The following is a 24,885-nucleotide window of genomic DNA, read 5'->3' on the forward strand; positions in this document are numbered from 1 at the left end:
GCCATGGCCGCGCTCGAACTCGATCTTTTCCTCTGCCGCACCGACAATTTCGGCGTGCTGATCCACGACCCCGAAAGCGGCCTGACCGCCTCGATCGACGCGCCCGAGGAGCCGCCAATCCTGGAGGCGCTGGAACGCCGCGGCTGGACGCTCACCCATATTCTCACGACGCACCATCATGGCGACCACGTCGCGGCCAATGACGCGTTGAAAGCCCGCTTCGGCGCCATCATCATCGGTCCGTTCAACGAGGCCGCGAAAATTCCGGGCCTCGACAAGACGGTGCGTCATGGCGAACGCTTCGAGTTTGCGGGCCGCAACGTCGAGGTGATCGAAACACCCGGCCATACCGCCGGCCATATCTGCTTCCATTTTCCACAGGACAAGCTGCTCTTTGCCGCCGACACGCTTTTTGCGCTCGGCTGCGGCCGTCTGTTCGAGGGGACGCCGGCGACCATGTGGCAGTCTCTCAGCCGGCTGATGGCCTTGCCGGACGACACGACCGTCTATTTCGGCCACGAATACACGCTCTCCAATGCCCGCTTCGCGGTCACGGTCGATCCCGACAATGCCGAACTCAAGGCGCGCGCTGCCGAGATCGAGGAAATCCGCTGCGACGGCGGCTTCACCGCGCCGACGACAATCGGCCTGGAGAAGCGTACGAACCCGTTCCTGCGCGCCGCCGATCCCGGCATTCGCGCCCATCTCGGCCTGCGAGATGCCGACGATGCCGCGGTCTTTGCGGAAATCCGCAAGCGGAAGGATAACTTCTGATGGCTGAAGCACAGACGGCGGAAGAGGTCATCGAGGCGCTCGGCCTCACACGCCATCCGGAGGGCGGCTGGTACATCGAGACCTTCCGTGACACGGCCGGCGGCCCGCGGGGTCATTCGACGGCGATCTATTATCTGCTTGAGCGTGACGACCGTTCGCACTGGCACCGCGTCCGCGACGCCGTCGAGATCTGGCACTACCACGCCGGCGCGCCACTCGAACTCAGCATTGCCGAGGACGGGAAGCCCGCCGAGACGTTGCGGCTTGGGCCCGACATCCGGGACGGTGAGCGGCCGCAGGGCGTGGTGCCGGCCAACTGGTGGCAGTCGGCTGCCTCGCTCGGCGATTGGACGCTGGTCGGCTGCACGGTCGCGCCGGCCTTCGATTTTGCCGCCTTCGAGATGGCAGCCCCCGACTGGCAGCCGCCAACCCGATAGCGATCTTTCGGACTATTCCGCCGGCTGGGTGGCCGCGGCATCCTTGCGCAAGATCAGATCCTGGGCGGCGAGCACCGCCCCGCCGGTGACGAACAGGCAGGCAAGCGCTATGCGCCAGGATGGCTCGGCAAAGCCGAAGAGGATCAGGATCAGCGTCGAGAGCACCGGTGCTGCATAGCTCGAAACGCCGAGAAGCTGGATGTCGCCGTTCTTCACCCCGAAGTCCCAGGCATAGAAGGCCGCCCCCACCGGCAAGAGGCCGAGGCCCGCGACCGCCAGCCACTCGAAGGTCGTCGCCGGCCAGACCGTCGTTTCGAGCGCGAGATGGCAGACGAAGGACAGGATCGAGGTGGCAAGGCAGAAGCCGGTGACCACATCGGTCGAAACCGCCTCGAAGCGGCGTGTGATCAGCGAATAACCCGACCAGGTAAAGGCGCAGAGGAAGGCCGCGCCATAGCCGATGAGATAGGCATCGTCGAAGGCGACGCCGTTGCGCGCGACGATCAGGATCGTGCCGACGAGGCCCGCAAGCGCGCCGGCGATGTGATACCAGCGCAGCCGCTCCCCCGGCAGCAGTGCCGAACCGACAACGATCAAGAGCGGCCAGAGATAGGCGATCAGCCCGGCCTCCACCGCCGGCGCATTGCGCAGCGCCGTGAAGTAGAGGAAGTGATAGCCGAAGAGGCCGGCAATGCCCGTGATCCAGACCTTCGCCGGCTGCTTGAGCAGCGCCAGGCGCTCCGGTTTTGCCACAAGCACCGCAAGGCCGGGCAGGCTGCCGATCAGGAAACAGATTGCCGAAAGCTGGAACGGCGGCATCTTGCCCGATGCCGCCGTGAACAGCGCGAGCAGCGACCACATCAGGATGGCCGAAAAACCGATCAGAGTTGCCTTGAGTTTCATAGTCGTCCCCGGGCGCGATTTCTCTCAACGGAAACCTGCGCCGTCAAAATCACGGTGCTTGCTGGTATTTAACCTTTTAGTTGCACGCGATCGCGCGTCAACCACCAAATCGCGTCGCCGAGACCGTGACCGGCCCGAGCTTGGTGGGGATGCGGACATAGACGGGGGCATAGACATTCATGGTCTCAGCCTTGGCGAACCAGATTTCCATCGTCTGCAGTCGCCGCAGATATTCGACGTCCTCGCGGCCCTTCTTGTAGCCGGCCTTCGGCACGAAGCGGATGCCGCAGACGATCACCTCGCCTTCGAAGCCCTTCGTCTTGAAAGGCCTGGTGCCCTTCGGCGAAAGCTTGATGTCGAGCCGCGACTCGCCGTCGAAAATCGGCAGGGTGTTGGGGCAGACGCGCGCTTGCGCCGGAATGATCAGCCCCGAAAGCGGATCGAGAACGTTGCGCATGTCGCGCGAGGTGACCGGCACCCAGTTCTTCGGCAAAGGCGTGCGCTTCGGCGTCATGCTCGCATGCACGACATTGCCGTTGCGGTAGGTAACGCTGATCGCCCGGCTCTTCGAGCCGCTGCGATAGGACATCGAATATTGCGACGCGCGCAGGTAATCCTTGTCGACAACGCCGGAAACCTGTGTCTGGCCCGACGTGCGGCTGAGGATATCGAGCAGGCCCGCCGATTTCAGCGTCCCCGATATCGTGTAGCGATTCTTCTGAACCTCGGTGTGGAATGAGGCGCGCGCCACCGGCAGACCGGACAGCGAGATGCTGTAATCCGTCAGATGCTCGGCATCGGCGGCCGATGATGCTGTGGAAAACAAGACCGCCGAAAGCAGCATTGCCCCGCGAAAGCCATTTCGCAACTTCATGCCTTTAGGAATCCATCACTTGAACATCGCCGCAATACCCTGAAATGCAGGGTGTTTACGGCTTTTCTGCGCCATTTCGCTGTCGCCGGCTACGCGGTCGGTCCAATCACGGAACCAAACCGTCGTGTGTCCTCGGTCAAGAAATAGCGCATAGCAAAACCGCTTGGAATGGGTCTCACGCACCATTATTGTTGCCCGGATAGCGCTTCGCATGGGCAGATCGGCCGGGAAAAACCGCGGTTTTCCGAGAATGCAAGAGGTTTGGCTTGACGGGCGGGCCGTCTCTGACTATAGAACCGCGACTTTCCAATAATGGCCTAGGAACGCGGCCTGGGCTCTGGGCCCGCTACCGCATTGTCCGGCGGCGATAAAGAGAATAGGTGTACCATGTCCCGTAGTTGCGAATTGACCGGCAAGGGCGTCCAGTCGGGCAACAATGTAAGCCACGCCAACAACAAGACCAAGCGCCGGTTCCTTCCGAACCTGTGCAACGTCACGCTGATTTCCGATGCTCTCGGCCAGCGCTACCGCCTGCGCGTTTCCGCAGCTGCTCTCCGCTCGGTTGAACACCGTGGCGGCCTCGACGCCTTCCTGCTGAAGTCGGACGAGAACGAGTTGAGCATGCGCGCTCGCCTGCTGCGTCGCCAGATCGTCAAGAAGGTTGCTGAAGCCGCCTAATCGGCGCCAGCGCACCGTCTTTGACACGCGTTTAAAAGGCTTGCGGGTTCATCCGGCAAGCCTTTTTCTCGTGCGCACGTTTCTTAACCGATACGCGCTTTTGCCTTCATCGGCCGGGTGCACTGCCCTGCTTTCATCCCTCTAGCTGGTGGCATACCCCAGGATAAAAAAATGCTGATCAACCGCACTTTCTTCGTCCATGTCGCGCTGATGACCCTCGTGGTCGTCGCCTCGAACATCCTCGTTCAGTTTCCGCTACCGGGCTCGATTGCCGGTATGCAGCTCGGCGATCTCCTCACCTGGGGCGCCTTCAGCTATCCCTTCGCCTTCCTGGTGACCGACCTTACCAACCGCCAGTTCGGGCCGCGCATCGCGCGTCGCGTGGTAGTCGCAGGCTTCATCGTCGCCATTCTGCTCTCCATCGTCGCCGCCACGCCGCGCATCGCTATCGCGTCGGGCTCGGCCTTCCTGTTCGGTCAACTCCTGGACATATCGGTGTTCAACCGGCTCCGCCGTCAGAGCTGGTGGCATGCGCCGCTCGCAGGCTCGCTGATCGGCTCGGCGCTCGATACCGCAATGTTCTTCTCCTTTGCGTTCGCACCGTTCTTCGTGTTCTTCGGCCCGAACGACAGCTTTGCGCTGGAAACCGCACCGCTCCTCGGCGTACTTGCGGCTGAAGCACCGCGCTGGATCTCCTGGGCGGTCGGTGACTTGAGCGTGAAGATCCTCTGCGGCCTCGTCATGCTGCTCCCCTATGGCGCGCTGATGAGCATCGTGAAGCCCATGCCCGCTGCGGAAAAGCAGGCGGCCTAAGGGCCGCCTGCCGGCACGCCTCGGCCCGCGCCGAAGCGGCGACCGGGCGTCGATTGCAAGGCGCGGGGAAGAGCAGCAGCCGCCCTTCCCCGCGCCTCACCTTCTAGCGCTGCTTCAAAAGCATCTGAGCGTTTTCGAATGGCAGCCCTTCGTCGTCTTCCGACCGCCGGGACTGTTCTTCAAAGCCGAGGTTCTCGTAGAAGGCATAGGCCTGCGAATTGGCGGTGTAGACCTCCAAGCGGAGCTGCCCCTTCAGCTGCAGGGCATGCGAAACCAGCAAGCGGCCGATGCCGGCACCCTGGTGTCGCGGCGAGACGAACAGCCCGCCGATGAAATCGTCGAGCAAGCTGACGAACCCGGCCGGTTCGCCGTCCCGGATGGCGACCCAAGTCTCCGCGTTCGGCAGATAGACGGTCTCGATCAACAGGCGCTGTTCACACAACCGCGCCTCGCCGACAAAAGCGTGCGCCGTTATCGAGGCCTCGAACCAGATGGCCGACAGTTCTTCCAAATCCGCAGCACGATAGGCGCGGATCATCACACCCATTTTTTTCATGGTTTTTCCGTTCAATAGATATGCGTCAAGAGGGACGCCTGTTCGGCGCCTTGAACAACCGCGAATGCGGGTAAATTTTCAGCCTCTGCGCATAAATCTCCTTCAACGGACAATCGGCCAATAGGCCTTTGCCGGGACACCGTCAAGCATCGGACGAGCTTGTTCGGGCCTCTGCGCAGCCCCGCCGAGCGAGACGGCTCGATCCTTCACCGGCTCTTGGCCGGATCTCCACACGATCGGGCGGATCGCACTATTCAGGAGTTGGCTGGCTTATTGTGTCAGCGCGGTGTTGAGCCGGAACTCCAGCATCAGGTTGCGCTCGAGGATCGAATGGTTGTCGTCGGAGACGACGATGACCCGCACTTCGCCGTCGGGACGCACGACGACGTCGAGGCCTTCCATGTTGTCGATCTGGTAGCCCATGTCCGCTTCGAGGAGGACTTCGCCGTCGACGACCGCGCCGGGCTTGATCTTATCGCCTGGGATCCGACGGATCTGCATGCCGAGACCTGAGCCGAAGGAGAAACGTCGCTCCAGCAGCAAGAGGTCGCCGTTCGGCAGGAAGGCACCATCGGTTGCCGCATAGGGATCCTTGCGCACGACGCTGAATGCGCCGCGCTGTGGCCCGTCGAGGATGCCGGCCAAAAGATTGTCCGCCTTGTCGACGCTGCGTTCGGCAATGGCGATCATGGCGCCCGCGAGGGGGCTATCCTTCGGCGAGACCGCGATCGTCTCAATGCCGGCGTTGCTGCGCAGCTCGCTGATCGGAAACGGCAATGCCAGGCTTCCGATCGGCTTCGAGCCGGCAAAACCCGGATCCGGATAGATGTCGATGCGATGGGCCTGCTCGTAACTGACGATCGCCTGGCCTTCTCGAAGGGCAAGCCCTTCGGAATCCACCTTCCATTTCGCCAGGCCGACATCACCGTTACGATCCGCCATCGGCGTGGCGGTCAGGTTGGTGATACCGGAAAGCCGTCCCTGCTCGTCGCGGGTTACCGCACCTTCCAGCCAGTGGCCGGTATCCATGACGGCAACGAAAGAGCTGCCGTCAGGACGAAAGCGGATTGCCGAAACCGCGCCGAACAGCGGATTTGACGAGGTCATCTCCAGACCGCCGAGAAACTCCAGGGCGCCAAACCGGGTGGCGCTGGAGCCGACAGCGAAATTACTGATCTGGCGGCTGCGGATCGGCAGGTCTTCGCTATCGGAAGCGGACCATGCCGGGCAGGCCGAAGTCAGGAGGAAAAGGGCTAGGAGACCGCGGCCAAGCATCAAGAGAAGTACCTTCAGGGGGGCATCGGGAATGACGCGGCGTGCGCTCACAGTGAGCCCGCCACGCATGGTAGCTTGGTAGACTGTAAAACTATGTCCGTAAATTGACTTCGGCCGCCAGCGATGCGTGCAGGTGCCGATTGGCAGCTCGGAGGCGATGTTCCACCGCCCCCAAGGGGGAAGCATCACCCGGCGCGGCGAAGACGCGAAGAACCGCGGCGCTGGCTTTCGTCCTCGAAGAGTGCGGCCAGCTGTTCGGTCATCGCGCCGGCAAGCTCATCGGCATCGACGATCGTGACGGCACGGCGATAGTAGCGCGTCACGTCGTGGCCGATACCGATTGCCAGCAGTTCCACCGGCGAGCGCGTTTCGATCTGCTCGATGACCGCGCGCAGGTGACGCTCCAGATAGTTTCCGGGATTGACCGACAGCGTCGAGTCGTCGACCGGCGCGCCGTCCGAAATCATCATCAGGATGCGCCGCTGTTCGCGCCGCGCCATCAGCCGCTCATGCGCCCAAATCAGCGCCTCGCCGTCGATGTTTTCCTTGAGCAGGCCTTCCCGCATCATCAGGCCCAGATTGCGTCGTGCGCGGCGCCACGGAGCGTCGGCAGACTTGTAGACGATGTGTCGCAGGTCGTTGAGGCGACCCGGGGCCTGTGGCTTGCCGCCGGCCAGCCACTTCTCGCGTGACTGCCCACCCTTCCACGCCTTGGTGGTAAAACCAAGGATCTCGACCTTGACGCCGCAGCGCTCGAGCGTGCGCGCCAGGATATCGGCGCAAGTGGCGGCAACCGTGATCGGGCGGCCTCGCATCGAGCCGGAATTGTCGATCAGCAGCGTCACGACGGTATCGCGGAAGTTAGTGTCCTTTTCGCGCTTGAAGGAGAGCGGCTGCATCGGATCGATGATGATGCGCTGAAGTCGCGCCGAGTCGAGATAGCCCTCTTCGAGATCGAACTCCCAGGAGCGGTTCTGCTGCGCCATCAGGCGGCGCTGCAGCCGATTCGCAAGCCGGCCGACCGCACCCTGCAGATGGGCAAGCTGCTTGTCGAGGAAGGCGCGCAGCCGGTCGAGCTCGGCCTCGTCGCAAAGCTCTTCCGAGGCGATGGTCTCGTCGAACTCGCGGGTGAAGACGGCGTAGTCGACCTTCTCGTTGAAGTCGGCGAAGGGCTGGTTCGGACGCTTGACCTCGCCGGGCGTTTCGCTGTCCTCGTCGCCTTCGTCCTGGAGGTCGTCGTCGGAGATCTCCGCGCCGTCCATCTCGCCTTCTTCCATCTGCTCTTCGGCAGCCTGGTTCTCGTCGGCGGGTGCGGCATCGTCGCCGGCTTCCTCGTCGCTGGCGTTCTCGTCCTGCTCCTGGCTGCGCGGCTGGTCTTCGTCGGTCTCGCTTTCCTGCTCGTCCGGCTCGTTGTCGTCGTCACCGTATTTCTCGGCGACTTCCATCGAGGTCAGCATGTCGCGAACGACCCGGGCAAAGGCCTGCTGGTTGTTGATCGTCGACGACAGGTGCTCAATGTCGCCGGCAGCCTTGCCCTCGATGAACTCGCGCCAGAGGTCGAGCACCTTGCCGGCAGATGCCGGCGGCTTCTGGCCCGTCAGCTTCTCGCGCACCAGCAGCGCTACGGCCTCGCCGAGCGGCGCGTCCGCCTGGCGCTCGATCGTTGCGAAATTCGCCTTGGCGTATTTCTCTTCGAGCATGACGTTGAGGTTCTTGGCGACACCCGCCATGCGCAGCGACCCGATCGCCTCGACACGCGCCTGCTCCACCGCATCGAAGATCGCGCGGGCATCTGCGCCTTGCGGCGACATGGTCGCGTGGATACGCGCATCGTGACAGGCCTTGCGCAGCGCCATGCTGTCACCGAGCCCGCGGGTCACGGCAAGTTCCTGCAGGGTCGGGCGCTTGGAAAGTTCCGGTAGACGGATGCGTTCGCCGGTCATGCCCGGCCGCTCGTTGGCGAAGGCGACTTCCACCTCGGCATCGCCCGCGATCGATCGGATGCAGCCGGAAAGCGCCCGCTTGAACGGTTCCGCAGCATTCTCGCGCGTGGTTGGCTTTGCCTTCGAATTCGAGCTCACGACAGTTCCTTCTTCAGCCAGAGGCGACGGCGCCCCAGTGGGGCGTCATCCGGTTTGCCACAGCGTCATGGCCCACCCTCCCAAAGGGGACGGCAGGCCGTGGGATCAGGCGGTGGCTTCGAGCACGATGTTGGCAGCGCTTTCCTTCAGCTCGATGCCGAAGGCGCGCTGGTAGTGCTCGGCGACCAGCGCCCGCTCCAGCTCGTCGCACTTGTTGAGGAAGGTCACGCGGAAGGCGAAAGCGATGTCGCCGAAGATGTGGGCGTTCTCGGCCCAGGTGATGACCGTACGCGGGCTCATGACGGTCGAGAGATCGCCATTGATGAAGGCTGCGCGCGTGAGGTCGGCGACACGTACCATCTTGGAGACGGTCTCGCGGCCCTTGTCGGCAGTGAAGCCCTTGACCTTGGCGGCGACGATGTCGACTTCCTTGTCGTGCGGCAGGTAGTTCAGCGTGGTGACGATCGACCAGCGGTCCATCTGCGCCTGATTGATCTGCTGCGTGCCATGATAGAGGCCGGTCGTGTCGCCGAGGCCGACGGTGTTGGCGGTCGCAAACAGGCGGAAGGCCGGGTGCGGACGGATGACACGGCTCTGGTCGAGCAGCGTCAGGCGGCCGGAGGATTCCAGCACGCGCTGGATGACGAACATGACGTCCGGGCGGCCGGCATCGTATTCGTCGAAGACGAGCGCGACATTGTGCTGGTAGGCCCAGGGCAGGATGCCGTCCTTGAATTCGGTGACCTGCAGGCCGTCCTTGACGACGATCGCGTCCTTGCCGACGAGGTCGATACGGCTGACATGGCTATCGAGGTTGACGCGCACGCACGGCCAGTTGAGGCGCGCGGCGACCTGCTCGATATGGGTGGACTTGCCGGTGCCGTGATAGCCCGACACCATCACGCGTCGGTTGTGGGCGAAGCCTGCGAGAATGGCGAGCGTCGTTTCGCGGTCGAAGAGGTAGTCCGGATCCAGATCCGGGACATAGGCGTCGCCCTTCGAATAGGCAGGAACGCGCAAATCCGTATCAATGCCGAAAACCTCCCGGACGGAAATCGTGGTGTCGGGGAGGTTGGAAATGTCGAGGTCAATCTTGCTCATCATGTCTCCAGAGCGGCCACCGGACGGCACCCGCGCATTCGCCTGCAAAAGTGCTTCTGTATTAATCCGGGTTGTTAGCAGAAACCAGCCTGTTTTAACAATTGGTAGGCCTGAATAACCGCGCGAAAACGCTCTTCCGATCCTCTATCTCCGCCATTGGCATCGGGGTGATGCTTCTTGACGAGGTCCTTGTATGCCGCCTTGATGTCGGGAGTGGTCGCCGAGGCTCCGAGACCAAGCGTTTCGAAGGCCTTCGCCTCGAGCGTCTTCAGCTTGCGCTGACGTGGCTCGGGACGACCGGATCGCGCCCGTGCCTCGCTGACAAAGCCGAAGGGATCGCGCATGCGGGCCTGGGCGCCGGCAGAGCCAGACCGCGTCTGCGACTGGGTCGGGCCGTTCTTCGCGTTCTTGTTGACGCCGACAGTCCAGGTGGGCCGATGACCGGTGATCGCTTCCTTCTGGTAGCGGGCGACCTCGCTGTCGGAGAGGCCGGAGAAGAAGTTGTAGCCCTTGTTGTATTCCTTCACGTGCTCGAAGCAGAACATGAAGTACTGCCCCTCGGCGTTGCGACCGACGGGCGCCCGGTGCACACCCTTCTGATCGCAGCCGTCCCACTGACAGACGGGAGCCGCCGGCTCTGCCTGCGGCTCGACCTTGCGCCGGGTTCGAATGCGATCGAAGTATTTTGAATCGAGTCTCATGGCGCTCATTATGGGGTTTGGCGGGAGTCACAACAAGAATTGACAAAGCGGAATGTTGCTGGCTTTGTGCGGGCATTTTGCGCCGCCGTGCCAGCGATTACCGGGTTCTTAACTGCGAGGGGGCGCCAAGCAAACAGCAAAATGGGACGGAAGAATGTCGCTCACCGAGACCATCGAAAAGAAGCTGATCGAGGCCTTCCACCCTGAACGGCTCGAGGTCATCAACGAGAGCCATCAGCATGCCGGCCATCAGCCGGGCTTCGATGGTACCGGCGAGTCCCACATGCGCGTGCGTATCGTTTCTAGCGCCTTTGCCGGCATGAGCCGTGTCGCCCGCCACCGCGCCATCAATGATCTCCTGAAGCCAGAACTCGACGCCGGCCTGCATGCGCTCGCCGTCGAGCCGGCAGCCCCCGGCGAGCCGACCCGCTGGTAGAGGCAATCGCGGCCATCAGGCCAGCGGAGCGCCCTCTTCCGCCGGGCGGATGCGCAGCTTGGTAATGCGGTTCTTCACCCGCTTCATCACGATGAAGCGTTTGCCGTGGAAGGTGAAGGCCTGGCGTTCCTCCGGAATGCTCTTGGACTCGTGGATGACCAGACCGGCCACCGTCGTCGCCTCCTCGTCCGGCAGCGACCAGTCGAGCGCGCGGTTGAGATCGCGGATCGGCACCGAGCCATCGACGACGATCGAGCCATCGGCTTCCTGGCGCACGCCCTGAATGTCGAGGTCGTGCTCATCGGCGATATCGCCGACGATTTCCTCCAGAATGTCCTCCAGCGTCACCAGACCCTGAACCTGACCATACTCGTCGACGACGATCGCCAGATGCAGCTTGCGACGCAGGAACGCGTTGAGCTGATCCTTGAGGTTGGTCGTGTCCGGCACGAACCAGGGCTTCTGCGCGATCTTGACGATATCGAGGTTTTCCGGCTCGACATTGGGTTCGGCCAGCGCCCTCAGCAAATCCTTGGAATGCACGACGCCGATGATGTTGTCCGTCGACCCGCGCCAGAGCGGCAGCCGCGTGAACGGGCTTTCGAGAATATCGCGGACGCAGGTTTCCGGCGGCTCGTCGGCATTGATCGCCCGCATGCTGGTGCGGTGGATCATGATGTCGGAGATTTCAAGCTCGCCAAGATCGAGCACGCCGCCGAGCCGATCGCGGTCGGCCTTGATCACCGAGCCCTCACGGTGCAGCAGGTCCACGGCGCCGCGCAGTTCCTCATGCGCCGACAGCATAGACATGTCGGAGGCCAGGTTGATGCCGAAGATGTTAAGCAGGCGCCGGACGATGCCGTTGACGAGGCTCGAAACCGGGCCGACGACGGCGACGAAGAGACGGACGAGCGGTGCCACGGCAATCGCGAAACGATCCGGCGAGGCAATCGCCCAGCTCTTCGGCAGTACTTCCGAGAAGATGACGAGCAGCACGGTCATGGCGAGTGTGGCGATCGCCACGCCGCTGTCGCCGAAGAGACCGATCAGCAGGCTCGTCGTCAGTGACGAGGCAAGAATGTTGACGAGATTGTTACCGATCAGCAGCGCGCCGATCAGCCGGTCGCGACGCTCGATCAGCCGGTTGACGATGCCGGCGCGCTCTTCGCCGTTGTTTTCCAGCGTATGCATACGCGAGCGCGACGCGGCGGTCAGCGCCGTCTCCGAACCCGAAAAGAAGCCCGAAAGCACAAGCAGGCAGAAGACTGACAGGATCGACAGCCAGTACTCCGCCAGGAAGGCAATGAAGGCTTCGCCGGTCATTGCGGGTGCTTTTCCCTCAGGAAGCTCAGAACCTCGGAGGATGGGACGTCATCAGCGACGAAGGACTGGCCAATACCCTTCGTCAGGATGAAGGTGAGCTTGCCGCCCTTGACCTTCTTGTCCTGGGCAATCGCGTCCATCAGCCGATCTGCCGGAGGCAGTGTACCGGGAATTTCCGACATGCGCGTCGGCAGGCCGACGGCCCTCAGATGCGCCTCGACACGGGTTGCATCGTCGGCGCTCGCAAGGTTCATGCGCGTCGAGAACTGATGCGCCAGCACCATGCCGATCGAAACGCCCTCACCGTGCACCAGCCGGGCGCTGTCGTATTCGGTCGCCGCCTCCAGTGCATGGCCGAAGGTGTGGCCGAGATTGAGCAGCGCGCGCAGGCCATTTTCGCGTTCGTCCGCCGCCACGACGTCCGCCTTGGCCTGGCAGCTGACTGCGATCGCCTCAATGCGGGCGCTACCCCCCGCAAAGACCGCCTGCCAGTTGTTTTCGAGCCAGGCAAAGAAGTCCGGCTTGTCGATCAGCCCGTATTTTGCGACCTCGGCATAACCGGCGCGGAATTCGCGCTCGCTCAAGGTGTCGAGCACGTCGGTGTCGGCCAGCACCAGATCCGGCTGGTGGAAGACACCGATCAGGTTCTTGCCGTGCGGCGAATTGATGCCGGTCTTGCCGCCGACGGAGGAATCCACCTGCGCCAAGAGCGAGGTCGGTATCTGGATGAAGCGCGAGCCGCGGCGCACGATGCCGGCGGCAAAGCCGGTGAGATCACCGATGACGCCGCCGCCAAGCGCGATCACCGCATCGTTGCGCTCGATCCGGGCGCCAAGCACCGTTTCGCAGACCGGAATCAGATGTTCGAAGCTCTTGGTCTTTTCGCCGGCGGGAAGCACCAGCGACACGGCGTCGATGTCGCACTCCCCAAGGCTCGCCATCAGCGGCTCAAGGTAGCGCGGCGCGACGTTCTCATCGGTGATGACGGCCATCTTGCGCCCCTTGAGGCGGGCGGCGATTTCCTCACCGGCCGCCGCAATCAGCCCGGGACCGATCAGGATGTCGTAGGAACGGTCACCGAGGTCGACACGGACCTTGCGTTCGGCGGCAGGCATCGCATGGCTATTCATGGGTCTTCTTGTCCTGGTACTCGATGACGGCGGTGAGGACATCCTCGACCATCGTCTCTTTCTTCACATCGCGCGACAGCACCGTCAGGTCCGCTTCGGCGTAGATCGGGTAACGCGCATTCATCAGGTTTTCGAGCGTCTGCTTCGGGTTCTCGGTCTTCAGCAGCGGCCGGGTGTCGCGCTTGTTGACCCGCTCCCAGAGCACGTCGAGCTCGGCGTTCAGCCAGACCGTCAGGCCACCCTTCTTGATCTGGCGGCGCGAGCGCTCGTTGATATAGGCGCCGCCGCCGGTCGAGACCACGCGCGGACCGCTGCGCAAGAGCCGCTTCAGCACCCGCGTTTCAAGCGCCCGGAACTCGTCTTCGCCATAGCGGGCAAAGAGATCGCTGATCGTCATGCGCGAGACGCGCTCGATCTCATGGTCGGAATCGACGAAGGGAATGCCAAGCGCCTGAGCCGTCAAACGACCGATTGCCGATTTGCCGGCGCCCATCAGGCCGATGAACACGAGATTACGTTTACCGAGTACAAGCTTCGCCCGCTCGGCAAGCGTTGCGGAAACCGGTTCGATCACGTCGTTCATTGGACTTCTTATTCCCCATTCCCTTTCGGTATCGACAAATCGGGGTGTAGCGTCAAGTCGTCGCGCGCGTCCGCTCACGGTTCTTGAACTCGGCGGAAGCGGCGTTCATATAGGTCTGGCACCCGCCACAGCGTCGCGCGCTCATTCCGAGCGCCTGAAACGCACTGGCCGTTTGAACGCCTGCATGTAACCTTACGTCCGCTTCGATCGAAAGGCACATGCAGAGGAGATTGAAATGCCGACCCTCTTCCGGTTCCTGTTCTTCTGCGCCGTAATTGCCGGGATAGTGTACGGCACGATGATCTCTCTCGTCACCTTCGTCGAGCCGACGGAGCGCGACGTCACCGTGAAGATCCCGTCCGAACGGGTGAACAAGACCCAATGAGCGATCTTTCCGCCGCCCATGTCGAGGCTTTCCTCGAAATGATGAGCGCCGAGCGGGGTGCAGCGGTCAACACGCTGCAATCCTACGAGCGTGACCTCGAAGATGCCTCCTCGCATCTGCGCACGCTCGGAACCGGGCTGACCGGGGCGACACCAGATGACCTTCGCGGGTATCTCGCCCATCTCGCCGGTCAGGGCTTCAAGGCTTCCTCGCAAGCGCGGCGGCTTTCGGCGCTCAGGCAGTTCTACAAATTCCTCTACGCCGAAGGCATGCGCGGCGACGACCCCACCGGGATCCTCGACGCCCCGAAGAAGGGACGTAGCCTGCCGAAGACGCTGAGCGTCGACGACGTCTCGCGCCTGATCGGCCAGGCGGAGACCGAGGCGGCAGCCGGCGGTACCGACCACCTCGCCAAATTGCGCATGCATGCGCTGATCGAACTGCTCTATGCGACCGGCATGCGCGTCAGCGAACTGGTGTCGCTGCCGGCAAGTGTGCTCGCCCAGAACGGCCGCTTCCTCGTCATCCGCGGCAAGGGCAACAAGGACCGCCTCGTTCCACTATCGCAGGCAGCGATCCGGGCCATGCGGGCCTATGGCGAGGCGCTCGCCGAGGAGATTGCGCGCGAGGAAAGTGGCAACCGAGAGAGCCCGTGGCTCTTCCCCTCCTCGGGCAAGCAGGGGTTCCTGCCGCGCCAGGTTTTTGCCCGCGATCTGAAATCGCTGGCCGCGCGCGCCAGCATTCGCGTCGCCACGATCTCCCCGCACGTGCTTAGACATGCCTTCGCCAGCCACCTGCTGGCCAATGGCGCCGACCTTCGCGCGGTGCAGGAACTGCTCGGTCACTCGGACATTTCAACGACACAAATCTATACACATGTTCTGGAAGAACGGCTGCACAACCTGGTGCAAAACCATCACCCTCTTGCCAAACAGGCGAAAAAACAGGATTAGGACCGCCGGGCAGGCTGGTTTCGGCCCGCAGACCCTTGTCGCAAAATGATCGGAAACGCATCTCATGCACAACTATCTCGATTTCGAAAAACCCATCTCCGACCTCGAAGGCAAGATTCTCGAATTGAAGAAGCTCGCCGGCGAAGACGAGAGTGTGAACACTTCGGATGAGATCGAACGCCTGGAGACGCGCGTCCGCGACGCGATGGTCGAGATCTATTCCAAGCTGACGCCGTGGCAGAAGACCCAGGTCGCCCGCCACCCCTCGCGCCCGCACTTCCTGGATTATGCCGCCGAACTCTTCACCGAGTTCACGCCGCTTGCCGGCGACCGCAACTTCGCCAACGACGACGCCATTCAGGCCGGTCTTGCGCGCTTCCGCGGCATGCCGGTCGCCGTTCTCGGCCAGGAAAAGGGCAACGACACCAAGTCGCGCATCAAGCACAATTTCGGCAGCCCCCGTCCGGAAGGCTACCGCAAGGCGATCCGCGTCATGGAAATGGCTGACCGCTTCGGCCTGCCGCTGATCACGCTGGTCGATACCGCAGGCGCCTACCCGGGCGTTAACGCCGAAGAGCGCGGCCAGGCGGAAGCGATTGCCCGCTCCACCGAGATGTGCCTGAACGTTCGCGTGCCGATCGTCACCGTCGTCATCGGCGAAGGCGGCTCCGGCGGTGCGATTGCGATCGCCACCGGCAACCGCGTCTACATGCTCGAGCATGCGATCTACAGCGTCATCTCGCCGGAAGGTGCAGCCTCGATCCTGTGGCGCGATTCCACCCGCGCCAAGGAAGCGGCCAGCAACATGAAGATCACGTCCGAGGATCTGAAAGCGCTCGGCGTCATCGACGGCATCATTCAGGAACCGGTCGGCGGCGCGCACCGCGACCCGAACGCGGTCATCGGCCGCACCGGAACCGTGATCGCCGACGCGCTCAAGGAACTTTCCGGACGCGATGGCGACCAGTTGCGCACCGATCGCCGACAAAAATATCTGAATATCGGCCGTAACCTCTAAGCCGGATCGGCAGTCCTTAAGCGGGAGCGGGGCGGAAATCCCACGACCTTCCCCTCGCCCGATCTGATGGCCCGCGATTGCGGAAGCGGATTTCGCAACTGCAAAGCGGAGTGTGGCCAAATCTTGGCCATATTCATGAGGTCATGAACAGCGCATCGGCAGGGCCACCCTGCAGGGTTAAGAATTCGTGAAGTATAATCGCTTAGTGATTCTCTAAAAGGCCCACCCTCGCGGACTTGGGCTTTCCTAGTCGAGTTTGGGTTTGAACGGGCCTCTGCTGATGCGTTTCTGGAACCTTTTAGCTTCCGCCGCCATTGTCGCCGCGCTTGCCGGCTGCACCAACGAAACGCTGGATGCGACGACATCGGTCGATATCAAGTCCGTCAGGAACAAGACCGAGTATCAGGTCTCTGCCCCGATGGTCAAAAAGATGAGCGAGCTCGGGATGCAGAAGCAAGCCCCGATCGCGCTGCGCATCTTCAAGGAAGAAGGCACGCTCGAGGTCTGGAAGGCCAATACCGCCAACCGCTTCCAGCTTTTGAAGACCTACAAGATCTGCGCCTGGTCCGGCAAGCTTGGGCCCAAGGTGAAGGAAGGCGACCGGCAGGCGCCGGAAGGCTTCTACCCGCTCTTCCCGCGCCAGATGAACCCCAATTCCAACTACTATCTGGCGATCAACACCGGCTATCCCAACGCCTACGACAAGGCGAACGGTCGCCAGGGCACACACCTGATGATCCACGGCGCCTGCTCGTCGTCGGGCTGCTACTCGATGACCGACGAGCAGATGATCGAGATCTTTGCGCTCGCCCGCGATAGCTTCAAGGGCGGCCAGGAAAGCGTTCAGCTGCAGGCCTTCCCCTTCCGCATGACCGCGGAGAACATGGCGCGGCACCGCGACAATCCGAATATCGACTTCTGGAAGATGCTGAAGGTCGGCTACGACCAGTTTGAAGTCACCAAGCGTCCGCCGGAAGTCAATGTCTGCGAGAAGAAATACGTCTTCAACCAGCAGGCCTCCGGCCCGTTCAATCCGGGTGGCCAGTGCCCCGCCATGTCGACGCCGCCGGCCCTGCAGGTGGCGATGGCGAGCTTCGAAAAGAGCTACCAGACCGACTACGACAAGGCGATGAAGAAGTATGACGGCATGGTCTGGTACGAGCCAAGCGAAGCCGAGCGCAAGGCGATCGTCGCCAAGCAGCGCGTCGGCCGCGAACTCGCCTATGCGCCGACCGGAAACTCGCTTGACGCCGGCAAGATGATGAAGGCGAGCGATCTCGAAAAGAAGATCGCCTTGCAGAAGGAAGCGGAAGAAACCAAGCAGGCCGTCGAGATCCAGAAGAAGGAACTCGAAAAGGCGACCGATGGCGGCAAGCACGTCCCGGTCCCGGCCGCCAATCCCATTCCGCAGCCAGTGATGCAGGCGGCCGTCGAGCAGCCGAAGAAATCCTTCTGGAGCCTGTTCTCCAAGAGCGAGCCGGAGTTGCAGATGCCGGCCCCGGTCGTCATCACGCCTGAACAGCAGGCTACTGCCGCACCGCAGACACAAGCCGCCCCGGCAACGACCGCAAAGCAGGCGAAGGCGCCGGCCCCTGCCGCCCAGCAGCAGGCCGCTGCCGTGACCACGGCAACGACACCGTCAGCCGATGCGGCCGCCGAAGCGCCTGTTATGACGGAAGAGCCGCCGAAGAAGCGGCCGTTCTGGAAGATCTGGGGCAATTGATGCCGGACGAACAGAAGATCGTCTATGACCTGAGGGGGCTTAAATGCCCCCTTCCCGTTTTGAAGACGCGTAAACGCATGACTTCGCTGGCGCCGGGCGCCTTGCTGGAGATTGAGACCACCGATCCGCTGGCGGTGATCGACATTCCGCATTTCTGCAACGAGGACGGCCACAAGCTTGTAGAGGCCGCACCCGCCGACGGCGGCCACCGGTTCCTCATCCGCAAGGGCTCGTAAGACGCCACGTCTGCCGCGCGGCAACGCTTCGATTACTGAGGTGATTTAGAACCGCATGCCTGGCACGGCGAGCGGATTGTCAGACAACGCTTGGGCGTCTGGCCGGTCGATGCGCGGCTTGCCGGTGAAGGCGTCGAAGAGGTCGCGGACGAAGGCCTCTTCCAACCCCTTGGTGATCAGCACCATGCGCGTGCGACGGTCGTTCGGGTCCGGCCAGGCGGCGAGCCGCTCCGGCGTGTGGAAGACGTTCTGCACGCCATGCAGCACCAGCGGCCGGTCCGGCCTGTCGGCAACCGCGACGATCGCCTTCATCCGGAGCAGCTTCTCGCCATGCGCCGAGCGCAGGAGATCGATGAACATGTCGAGCGCCATAGGCTCGATCGGCCGGTCGTGCACGATGCTGAAGGAGCGGATGTCGCCGCCATGTCGCGTCACATCGTGATGGTGATGATGATCGTGCCCATGATCATGGTGGTGATCGTGGTCGTGATGATCGTGACCGTGGTCATGGTCATGGTCATGATCATCGTGGTCGTGGTGCGCCTCGTCCTGCAGCCAGCGGCCGACATCGGCGATCTTCGACGACGGGTCGTAGAGGCCACAATCGAACAGCTCTGCGCGCCCGGCTTCGGCGCTGTCGCCATCGATCAGCGGCGCGCGCGGATTGAGCCCGCGGATCCGCGCCGTCAGCGCATCACGCTCCGACGTTTCGGCAAGGCCGGTCTTGCTGATGACGATGCGATCGGCAACGGCAATCTGCTTCAGCGCTTCTTCGTGATTGGCGATCGTCTGCAGGCCGTTGACGGCGTCGACGACGGTGACCACGCCATCCAGCCGGAAGTTCTGCGCAATGACCGGATTGCCGATCACCGATTGCAGCACTGGCGCCGGGTCGGCAAGGCCGGTGGTTTCGATAACGACGCGCTTCAGCGGCTTGATCTTGCCAGTCTGCATGCGGTCCATGAGATCGGCAAGCGTATCGACCAGTTCGCCACGCACGGTACAGCAGAGGCAGCCGTCGGAAAGCTCGATGACCCCGTCGCCGGAGGCTTCCACCAGCAGATGATCGATCGACACGTCGCCGAACTCGTTGATGATAACGGCCGTATCCGAGAGATCAGGATCCTTCAGCAGCCGGTTGAGCAGCGTCGTCTTGCCCGCACCGAGGAAGCCGGTAAGGATCGAGACCGGCACCGCCGACAAGGGACTAACCATCATGCACTCCGATCAGAAGGTCGGCCGCGGCACCGGGATCGGCACATTGGCGACATCGCCCTGGCCGGCCGGGTCGCCGGCAAGCTTCGGCGCTTTTTCGCCGCTGCCGGCGATCAGCCCGGCGAAGGCAAGCTTCAGCGGCCGGTTGATTTCGTGGATATAGGGCGAGAGCAGCTTCTGGCGGCCGGCTTCGTCGCGGCCCTCGCTGCGAACCTTCGCGGCCGCCTTCGAGCAGATCTGCTTGCTGACATCGGCCACCATGTCGCGCGTCTCGCCATAGGCCGGGATCTGCACCAGCGACGGCTTGCCGTTGCCGTTCGTCGTCAGTGCCATCTGCAGGAGCCGTGCGGACTCATCCGCACGCGCACCGAGGCTGTCCTCGCCGAGCACGACCGAGACGACGCTGCGCCCCTCGCGGGTGGCGGATGAAACCTGGTTGAAGCCGGAGGCGCAGATGAAGCCGGTTTTCATGCCGTCAGCCCCTTCGAAGCGGCCGATCAGCATGTTGTAGTTCGGATAATCCTTCTTGCCGGTGGTGAAACCTTCCAGCGAGAAATAGGAGGCGTATTGCGGAAACTCGCGCTTGAGCGTGATCGCGAGTACCGCAAGGTCGCGGGCGGTCGTGTACTGGCCGGGACCAGGCAGACCGTTGGGATTGATGAAGTTCGAGGAGGTCATGCCGATGCGGCGGGCCTCTGCATTCATCCGCTCGATGAAGGCGGGCTCCGAACCGGCGACCGTTTCGGCGATCGCGACCGCAACATCGTTTGCCGACTTCACCAGCATCATCTTCAGCGCGCTGTCGAGCGTCATCGCCTGGCCGGGCTTGTAGAACATCTTGCTCGGCGGCTCGGCGGCGGCGTTCTTGGTCATGATGACCGGGCTCTCGAGCGTGAGCTGACCGGACTTGATGGCGCGGAAGGCCGTGTAGGCCGTCATCAGCTTGGTCAGCGACGCCGGATACCATTTCTGGAAGATATCCTGGTGCTCGTAAACCTTCAGCGAATTGACGTCGACGACCAGCCTTGGATTGGCCGCAGCCGGCAGCGCCGCAAGAAGCGTGGCGCATGTCGCCGCCGTCACTCCGAGCGCCTTCATCTTGCCACGCGTGAAAAATCCTGCTGTCACCACGATAGGACCTCGAAAATCCGCTGTTGCCTCGTCTCGTCCGGCTATTTAGCCTATATGGCGAGGAGATGGCAAAGCCCATTCACGGGCAGTCGTGCCAATCCACACCGATACGCAGATACAATTAGTGATCGAACAGACCGACAGGACGAAACGATGCCGATACTTAACCGTGCCGCCGAGCTCCAGAATGAAGTCACCGAATGGCGGCGCCACCTGCACAGGAATCCGGAGCTCCTGTTCGCGGTCGAAAATACGGCAGCCTTCGTCGAAAAGAAACTGAAGGAGTTCGGCGTTGACGAAATCGTGACGGGGCTTGGCCGCACCGGCGTCGTCGGCCTCATCCGCGGCAATCTCGGCGCGGGCCGCACCATCGGTCTACGCGCCGACATGGACGCGCTGCCGATCACCGAGACGAGCGGCAAGGACTGGGCCTCTGAGACATCCGGCAAGATGCATGCCTGCGGCCACGACGGCCACACGGCCATGCTTCTCGGGGCGGCGAAGTATCTCGCCGAGACCCGCAACTTCGCCGGCCAAGTCGCGGTGATCTTCCAGCCTGCAGAAGAAGGCGGCGGCGGCGGCAACGAGATGGTCAAGGACGGCATGATGGAGCGCTTCGCCATTGCCGAAGTCTACGGCATGCACAACATGCCGGGCATGCCCGTCGGCCAGTTCGGCAGCCGCGTCGGCCCGATCATGGCCTCGACCGACGAGTTCACCATCACCATCAAGGGCCGCGGCGGCCATGCGGCCCAGCCGCACAAGACGATCGATCCGATCATCGTCGGAACGCAGATCGTGACCGCCTTGCAGACGATTGCGTCGCGCACAGTCGATCCGCTCGCCTCCGTCGTCGTCTCCGTCACCAAGTTCAATGCCGGTTTCGCCCACAACGTCATTCCGCAGGAAGCCGTGCTTGGCGGCACCGTGCGCACCCTCATGCCTGAGGTGCGCGAGATCGGCGAAAGCCGCATCCGCACGATTGCCGAGGGTGTTGCCCAGATCTACGGCGCGACCGTCCAGGTCTCCTACAACCGCAACTATCCGGTAACGGTGAACCATGCCGACGAGACCGGTTATGCCTTGCAGGCGGCAGCCGAGATTGCCGGTGCCGGCAATGTCCAGCCGTCGCTCGATCCGATGATGGGCGGTGAGGATTTCTCCTACATGCTGCTTGCCCGCCCCGGCGCCTTTATCTTCATGGGCAACGGTGACACCGCCGGGCTGCATCACCCGGCCTATGACTTCAACGACGAGGCGATCCCGCACGGCATTTCCTACTGGGTGAAGCTCGCGGAAACGCGACTTGCCGCCTGAGGCACGGTTGGGAGGCACGATGCATCAGATCGACAAGATTGACCGACGAATTCTCAACATTCTCCAGGCGGACGGCCGCATCACCAATCTGGAGCTTGCCGATCGCATCGGCCTGTCGCCGACCGCGACCAGCGAACGCCTGCGCCGGCTGTTGAAGGAGGGATACGTCTCGGGCTTCGGCGCGCGATTGGACCCGCAGAAGCTCGGCTTTGGGCTGCTGGTCTTCATCGAGGTCATGCTCGACAAGACGACGCCCGACGTCTTCGACCAGTTCGCCGCCGCCGTCAGACAGGCGCCGGCCGTGCTCGAATGTCACATGGTGGCAGGCGGCTTCGACTATCTGGTCAAGACGCGGTTCGAGGACATGGCGGCCTACCGCAACTTCCTCGGCCAGGTTCTCTGGACGCTCCCGGGCGTCAAGGAGACCCGCACCTATGCTGTCATGGAAGAGATCAAGAACGACGGGCCGCTGCCGCTGGTGTGAGCCTCTGTCGCAGAAAAATAGGAGAACGGCCCGGGATCTACACAGATCCCGGGCCGTCTGCTTTCAGCTTAGGCGGCGTCCTGCAGCGATGCCATGTCGATGACAAACCGATAACGCACGTCGCTCTTGACGACGCGTTCATAGGCTTCGTTGATCTCTTGGATGCGGATCGTTTCGATTTCCGAAACGATGTCGTGTTCGCCGCAGAAGTCGAGCATTTCCTGGGTCTCCTTGATCGAGCCGATCATCGAGCCGGAAATGCTGCGGCGCGCCGGCACCAGCGAGAAGGCATGCACCGGCACGGCGTTCTCCGGAATACCGACCAGCACCAGATCGCCATCGACCTTGAGCAGGTTGAGGTAGGCGTTCCAGTCGATCTCGGCGGCAACCGTGCAGATGATCAGGTCAAACGTGCCCGCCAGCGCCGTGAAGGTCTCGGGGTCGTTGGTGGCATAGTAGTGATCGGCGCCGAGCTTCAGCCCGTCTTCCTTTTTGGAAAGCGTCTGGCTGAGAACGGTCACGTCTGCGCCCATGGCATGCGCCAGCTTGACGCCCATATGTCCGAGACCGCCCATGCCGACGATCGCGACCTTCTTGCCGGGGCCGGCCTTCCAGTGGCGCAGCGGCGAATAGAGCGTGATGCCGGCGCAAAGCAGCGGTGCCGCAGCGTCGAGCGGCAGGTTCTCGGGGATCGACAGAACGTAGCCTTCCTTGACGACGATGCTGTCGGAGTAGCCGCCCTGGGTCGGTGTCTTGCCGTCGGCTTCGACGCCGTTATAGGTCACGACCAGGCCGGGCATGTAGTGTTCCAGATCCAGATCGCGGGTAGCGCAGGTGGTGCAGGAATCGACGAAGCAGCCGACGCCGGCGCGGTCGCCGACCTTGAACTTGGTCACCTTGGAGCCGACCGCCGTGACGATGCCGACGATCTCGTGGCCCGGAACCATCGGGAACGCCGAGTTGCCCCATTCGTTGCGGGCCTGGTGGATGTCCGAGTGGCAGACGCCGCAATATTTGATCTCGATCACCACGTCGTCGTCGCGCGGTTCGCGGCGTTCGAAGGTGAAGGGCGTCAGCGGCTTCGACGCATCGGTCGCCGCATATCCTCTTGCAATGGCCATCAGTCTGTCCTCATTTTGGGAAAGGGTGCAGGTCCGGAGGGAGCCCGGCCTGACGCATCAGGACTATGAGGGTGCGCACGCTGCAAGCGTTAGAGCGATCCTGCAAAGTTTTTGCACGATCCTACAAGATTGACAGCGACATCCTGGAGATGGCACGTCGAGACCCTATCTGAGCGTTGCCTCACACAACGCTAAGCCGCTGGAAAGACCTGAGATTATGACAGCCACGCGACAGACTGCCCGTCCCGAGATGATCGACGTCATTGCCCGGTTTGCCAAAACCGACGGTGATCACATGACGCAGATTGCCGGCCTGAGCCTGCACCGCCACGGCGGCGACGCCCCGGTTAACTGCTCCGCCTACAGGCCGAGTTTGGCGATCATCGTGCAAGGAGCAAAGCGCGTGGTTCTCGGCGAAGAGACGCTGATCTACGGCGCCTCGGATTATCTGCTGACGTCGATCGACCTGCCGGTTCTGTCCCAAGTCTGCCAGGCCTCTGCAGACGAGCCCTATCTCAGCATGGCCTTCACGCTCGATCCGGGTAAGATCCAGGCGCTGCTTGCGTCCCTGTCGCAGCTGCCGGCACCCGCCGCCTCCGTGCGCGGCATGAGCGTTAGCAAGATCACTGTCGAACTCGAAGATGCCGCACTTCGCTTGCTGCGTCTGCTCGAGCGGCCGGACGATATCCCTGCGCTGCTGCCACTGATCGAGCAGGAAATCCTCTACCGGCTTTTGACCGGGCCGCACGGCCATCGCCTCAGACAGATGGCGACGACCGACAGCCAGCCGCATCAGGTCGGCCGCGCAGTCGCCTGGCTGAAGGAACACTATTCGCGGCCCTTGCGGATCGACGATCTCGCTAACCGTGTTTCCATGAGCGTCTCGTCGCTACACCATCACTTCAAGGCGATCACCGCGATGAGCCCCCTGCAATACCAGAAACAGCTTCGGTTGCAGGAGGCCCGGCGGCTGATGCTGGAGGAGAGTCTCGACGCCGGCGATGCCGGCCATCAGGTGGGTTATGAAAGCCAGTCGCAGTTCAGTCGCGAATATGCCCGCCATTTCGGCGAGCCACCGATGCGCGACATCGGCCGCGTGCGCCGCTCGCTGCTCGAACGGCTTGCTCCGCAGGCGGAGCTGCTGAGCGAGGGCTGACGAGGCGCCCTCGGTTCCGCTGGCGGCGTATCAGCTTCGCTCGATATCCCGCCTAAGCACGATCGAGGTGGTCAGATCCTCGACATTGTCCATCGTCGCCACCTCGTTGCGCAGCTCGTTGAGCGCATTGATCGAGCCGACCTCGACCTCGACGACGAGATCCAGCTGGCCGCTGACGGAGGACACCTTGCGGACCGCAGAGAAACCGGCAAGCCGGTCGAGCACGCCGATCGATGGCGTGCGCTTCAGCGTCACCAGCAGAAAGGCCTGAATGGTGCCCTCGTCCAGCTGGCCGATATCGGCGCGATAGCCGCGAATGACGCCGGCCTTTTCCAGTCGCGTGACCCTCTCGGTCGTCGCACTTCTGGAGAGCCCGATCCGGCCCGCCAGCGACTTCATCGGGATCCGCGCCTCCTGCGACAGAATGCTGAGGATGGTGCGGTCGATCGCGTCGATGTCCTGCATGTCCCCTCCTCCGTGC

The 24,885-nt window shown here is 62.8% G+C and carries 27 protein-coding genes; 13 read left to right on the forward strand and 14 right to left on the reverse strand.

What is annotated here, in order from left to right; all coding sequences use genetic code 11:
- The first annotated feature begins 3 nt into the window (after positions 1–3).
- Together gloB and BLU15_RS28215 are read left to right on the forward strand one after the other, a co-directional pair.
- Complete coding sequence (gloB, locus tag BLU15_RS28210; RefSeq protein WP_090299893.1) at positions 4–774, forward strand: hydroxyacylglutathione hydrolase; 771 nt, start codon at positions 4–6, stop codon at positions 772–774.
- On the forward strand, positions 774–1,211 hold the full coding sequence (locus tag BLU15_RS28215) for a cupin domain-containing protein (protein ID WP_090299894.1): 438 nt from the start codon (positions 774–776) through the stop codon (positions 1,209–1,211). The genes gloB and BLU15_RS28215 overlap by 1 nt, the downstream gene beginning before the upstream one ends.
- A 12-nt stretch (positions 1,212–1,223) precedes the next feature.
- Here BLU15_RS28215 and BLU15_RS28220 read toward each other — a convergent pair whose 3' ends face one another.
- Together BLU15_RS28220 and BLU15_RS28225 are read right to left on the reverse strand one after the other, a co-directional pair.
- The gene (locus BLU15_RS28220) at positions 1,224–2,114 is read right to left on the reverse strand and encodes an aromatic amino acid exporter YddG (protein ID WP_089044491.1); all 891 of its coding nucleotides are present in this window, start codon (positions 2,112–2,114) and stop codon (positions 1,224–1,226) included.
- 97 nt (positions 2,115–2,211) lie between these two features.
- A complete protein-coding gene (locus tag BLU15_RS28225) occupies positions 2,212–2,988 on the reverse strand; it encodes a DUF3108 domain-containing protein (protein WP_034806574.1) in 777 nt (258 codons plus the stop codon).
- A 387-nt stretch (positions 2,989–3,375) separates the two neighbouring features.
- Here BLU15_RS28225 and rpmB point away from each other — a divergent pair, with 387 nt between their 5' ends.
- Both rpmB and BLU15_RS28240 read left to right on the forward strand, forming a co-directional pair.
- Positions 3,376–3,666: a 50S ribosomal protein L28 gene (rpmB, locus tag BLU15_RS28235; protein WP_034806568.1), complete on the forward strand. Its 291-nt coding sequence runs from the start codon at positions 3,376–3,378 to the stop codon at positions 3,664–3,666.
- A gap of 171 nt (positions 3,667–3,837) precedes the next feature.
- Positions 3,838–4,479, forward strand: a complete 642-nt coding sequence (locus tag BLU15_RS28240) for a VUT family protein (RefSeq protein ID WP_090299896.1) — start codon at positions 3,838–3,840, stop codon at positions 4,477–4,479.
- Between the two features lie 103 nt (positions 4,480–4,582).
- Here BLU15_RS28240 and BLU15_RS28245 read toward each other — a convergent pair whose 3' ends face one another.
- The 5 genes from BLU15_RS28245 to BLU15_RS28265 all read right to left on the reverse strand — a co-directional run bounded on the left by BLU15_RS28245 (position 4,583) and on the right by BLU15_RS28265 (position 10,202).
- Positions 4,583–5,035: a GNAT family N-acetyltransferase gene (locus BLU15_RS28245; protein ID WP_162731774.1), complete on the reverse strand. Its 453-nt coding sequence runs from the start codon at positions 5,033–5,035 to the stop codon at positions 4,583–4,585.
- A 270-nt stretch (positions 5,036–5,305) separates the two neighbouring features.
- The gene (locus BLU15_RS28250; protein WP_090299925.1) at positions 5,306–6,310 is read right to left on the reverse strand and encodes an esterase-like activity of phytase family protein; all 1,005 of its coding nucleotides are present in this window, start codon (positions 6,308–6,310) and stop codon (positions 5,306–5,308) included.
- A 185-nt stretch (positions 6,311–6,495) separates the two neighbouring features.
- Positions 6,496–8,391 (reverse strand): cobaltochelatase subunit CobT, encoded by a 1,896-nt coding sequence (gene cobT, locus BLU15_RS28255; RefSeq protein ID WP_034806554.1) that lies wholly within the window; start codon positions 8,389–8,391, stop codon positions 6,496–6,498.
- A 105-nt stretch (positions 8,392–8,496) separates the two neighbouring features.
- Entirely contained in the window at positions 8,497–9,492 is a 996-nt protein-coding gene (gene cobS, locus BLU15_RS28260) for a cobaltochelatase subunit CobS (RefSeq protein ID WP_034806552.1), read from the reverse strand.
- A 74-nt stretch (positions 9,493–9,566) separates the two neighbouring features.
- On the reverse strand, positions 9,567–10,202 hold the full coding sequence (locus tag BLU15_RS28265; protein WP_090299898.1) for a J domain-containing protein: 636 nt from the start codon (positions 10,200–10,202) through the stop codon (positions 9,567–9,569).
- Positions 10,203–10,347: 145 nt separating this feature from the next.
- On the opposite strand from BLU15_RS28265, the gene BLU15_RS28270 reads away from it, so the two are divergent.
- On the forward strand, positions 10,348–10,629 hold the full coding sequence (locus tag BLU15_RS28270) for a BolA family protein (RefSeq protein WP_060518522.1): 282 nt from the start codon (positions 10,348–10,350) through the stop codon (positions 10,627–10,629).
- Positions 10,630–10,644: 15 nt separating this feature from the next.
- On the opposite strand, the gene BLU15_RS28275 is transcribed toward BLU15_RS28270, so the two are convergent.
- Genes BLU15_RS28275 through BLU15_RS28285 form a run of 3 tightly spaced genes read right to left on the reverse strand, consistent with a single transcriptional unit; the run spans position 10,645 to position 13,665 of the window.
- The gene (locus BLU15_RS28275; protein ID WP_060518524.1) at positions 10,645–11,952 is read right to left on the reverse strand and encodes an HlyC/CorC family transporter; all 1,308 of its coding nucleotides are present in this window, start codon (positions 11,950–11,952) and stop codon (positions 10,645–10,647) included.
- Positions 11,949–13,082: a 3-dehydroquinate synthase gene (gene aroB / locus BLU15_RS28280; RefSeq protein ID WP_090299900.1), complete on the reverse strand. Its 1,134-nt coding sequence runs from the start codon at positions 13,080–13,082 to the stop codon at positions 11,949–11,951. The genes BLU15_RS28275 and aroB overlap by 4 nt, the downstream gene beginning before the upstream one ends.
- A complete protein-coding gene (locus BLU15_RS28285) occupies positions 13,075–13,665 on the reverse strand; it encodes a shikimate kinase (RefSeq protein ID WP_034806536.1) in 591 nt (196 codons plus the stop codon). Before BLU15_RS28285 ends, aroB begins: the two co-directional genes overlap by 8 nt.
- 235 nt (positions 13,666–13,900) lie before the next feature.
- On the opposite strand from BLU15_RS28285, the gene BLU15_RS28290 reads away from it, so the two are divergent.
- The 5 genes from BLU15_RS28290 (at position 13,901) to BLU15_RS28310 (ending at position 17,980) form a co-directional block, all read left to right on the forward strand.
- Complete coding sequence (locus BLU15_RS28290; protein ID WP_034806731.1) at positions 13,901–14,050, forward strand: hypothetical protein; 150 nt, start codon at positions 13,901–13,903, stop codon at positions 14,048–14,050.
- On the forward strand, positions 14,047–15,003 hold the full coding sequence (gene xerD / locus BLU15_RS28295; RefSeq protein WP_060518526.1) for a site-specific tyrosine recombinase XerD: 957 nt from the start codon (positions 14,047–14,049) through the stop codon (positions 15,001–15,003). The genes BLU15_RS28290 and xerD overlap by 4 nt, the downstream gene beginning before the upstream one ends.
- Positions 15,004–15,067: 64 nt before the next feature.
- Positions 15,068–16,021 (forward strand): acetyl-CoA carboxylase carboxyltransferase subunit alpha, encoded by a 954-nt coding sequence (locus tag BLU15_RS28300; protein ID WP_034806530.1) that lies wholly within the window; start codon positions 15,068–15,070, stop codon positions 16,019–16,021.
- 280 nt (positions 16,022–16,301) lie between these two features.
- A complete protein-coding gene (locus BLU15_RS28305) occupies positions 16,302–17,744 on the forward strand; it encodes a L,D-transpeptidase family protein (RefSeq protein ID WP_060581198.1) in 1,443 nt (480 codons plus the stop codon).
- Positions 17,744–17,980, forward strand: a complete 237-nt coding sequence (locus BLU15_RS28310; RefSeq protein WP_060518528.1) for a sulfurtransferase TusA family protein — start codon at positions 17,744–17,746, stop codon at positions 17,978–17,980. Before BLU15_RS28305 ends, BLU15_RS28310 begins: the two co-directional genes overlap by 1 nt.
- A 45-nt stretch (positions 17,981–18,025) precedes the next feature.
- On the opposite strand, the gene BLU15_RS28315 is transcribed toward BLU15_RS28310, so the two are convergent.
- Together BLU15_RS28315 and BLU15_RS28320 are read right to left on the reverse strand one after the other, a co-directional pair.
- A complete protein-coding gene (locus tag BLU15_RS28315; RefSeq protein ID WP_090299902.1) occupies positions 18,026–19,195 on the reverse strand; it encodes a CobW family GTP-binding protein in 1,170 nt (389 codons plus the stop codon).
- A 12-nt stretch (positions 19,196–19,207) separates the two neighbouring features.
- Complete coding sequence (locus BLU15_RS28320) at positions 19,208–20,278, reverse strand: D-alanyl-D-alanine carboxypeptidase family protein (RefSeq protein WP_034806728.1); 1,071 nt, start codon at positions 20,276–20,278, stop codon at positions 19,208–19,210.
- A gap of 201 nt (positions 20,279–20,479) precedes the next feature.
- Here BLU15_RS28320 and BLU15_RS28325 point away from each other — a divergent pair, with 201 nt between their 5' ends.
- On the forward strand, positions 20,480–21,643 hold the full coding sequence (locus BLU15_RS28325) for a M20 aminoacylase family protein (RefSeq protein WP_034806520.1): 1,164 nt from the start codon (positions 20,480–20,482) through the stop codon (positions 21,641–21,643).
- A 19-nt stretch (positions 21,644–21,662) separates the two neighbouring features.
- Complete coding sequence (locus BLU15_RS28330; protein ID WP_090299904.1) at positions 21,663–22,127, forward strand: Lrp/AsnC ligand binding domain-containing protein; 465 nt, start codon at positions 21,663–21,665, stop codon at positions 22,125–22,127.
- 68 nt (positions 22,128–22,195) lie between these two features.
- Here the strand turns inward: BLU15_RS28330 and BLU15_RS28335 are convergent, their stop codons facing one another.
- The gene (locus tag BLU15_RS28335) at positions 22,196–23,248 is read right to left on the reverse strand and encodes an NAD(P)-dependent alcohol dehydrogenase (RefSeq protein WP_060518530.1); all 1,053 of its coding nucleotides are present in this window, start codon (positions 23,246–23,248) and stop codon (positions 22,196–22,198) included.
- 217 nt (positions 23,249–23,465) lie between these two features.
- Between BLU15_RS28335 and BLU15_RS28340 the strand changes: the two genes are divergently transcribed.
- A complete protein-coding gene (locus BLU15_RS28340) occupies positions 23,466–24,404 on the forward strand; it encodes an AraC family transcriptional regulator (RefSeq protein WP_090299906.1) in 939 nt (312 codons plus the stop codon).
- Positions 24,405–24,434: 30 nt separating this feature from the next.
- Here BLU15_RS28340 and BLU15_RS28345 read toward each other — a convergent pair whose 3' ends face one another.
- Positions 24,435–24,869: an Lrp/AsnC family transcriptional regulator gene (locus BLU15_RS28345; protein ID WP_034806510.1), complete on the reverse strand. Its 435-nt coding sequence runs from the start codon at positions 24,867–24,869 to the stop codon at positions 24,435–24,437.
- Between the last annotated feature and the right edge of the window lie 16 nt (positions 24,870–24,885).

Source organism: Ensifer sp. YR511 (assembly GCF_900103045.1).
Classification (GTDB): domain Bacteria; phylum Pseudomonadota; class Alphaproteobacteria; order Rhizobiales; family Rhizobiaceae; genus Ensifer; species Ensifer adhaerens.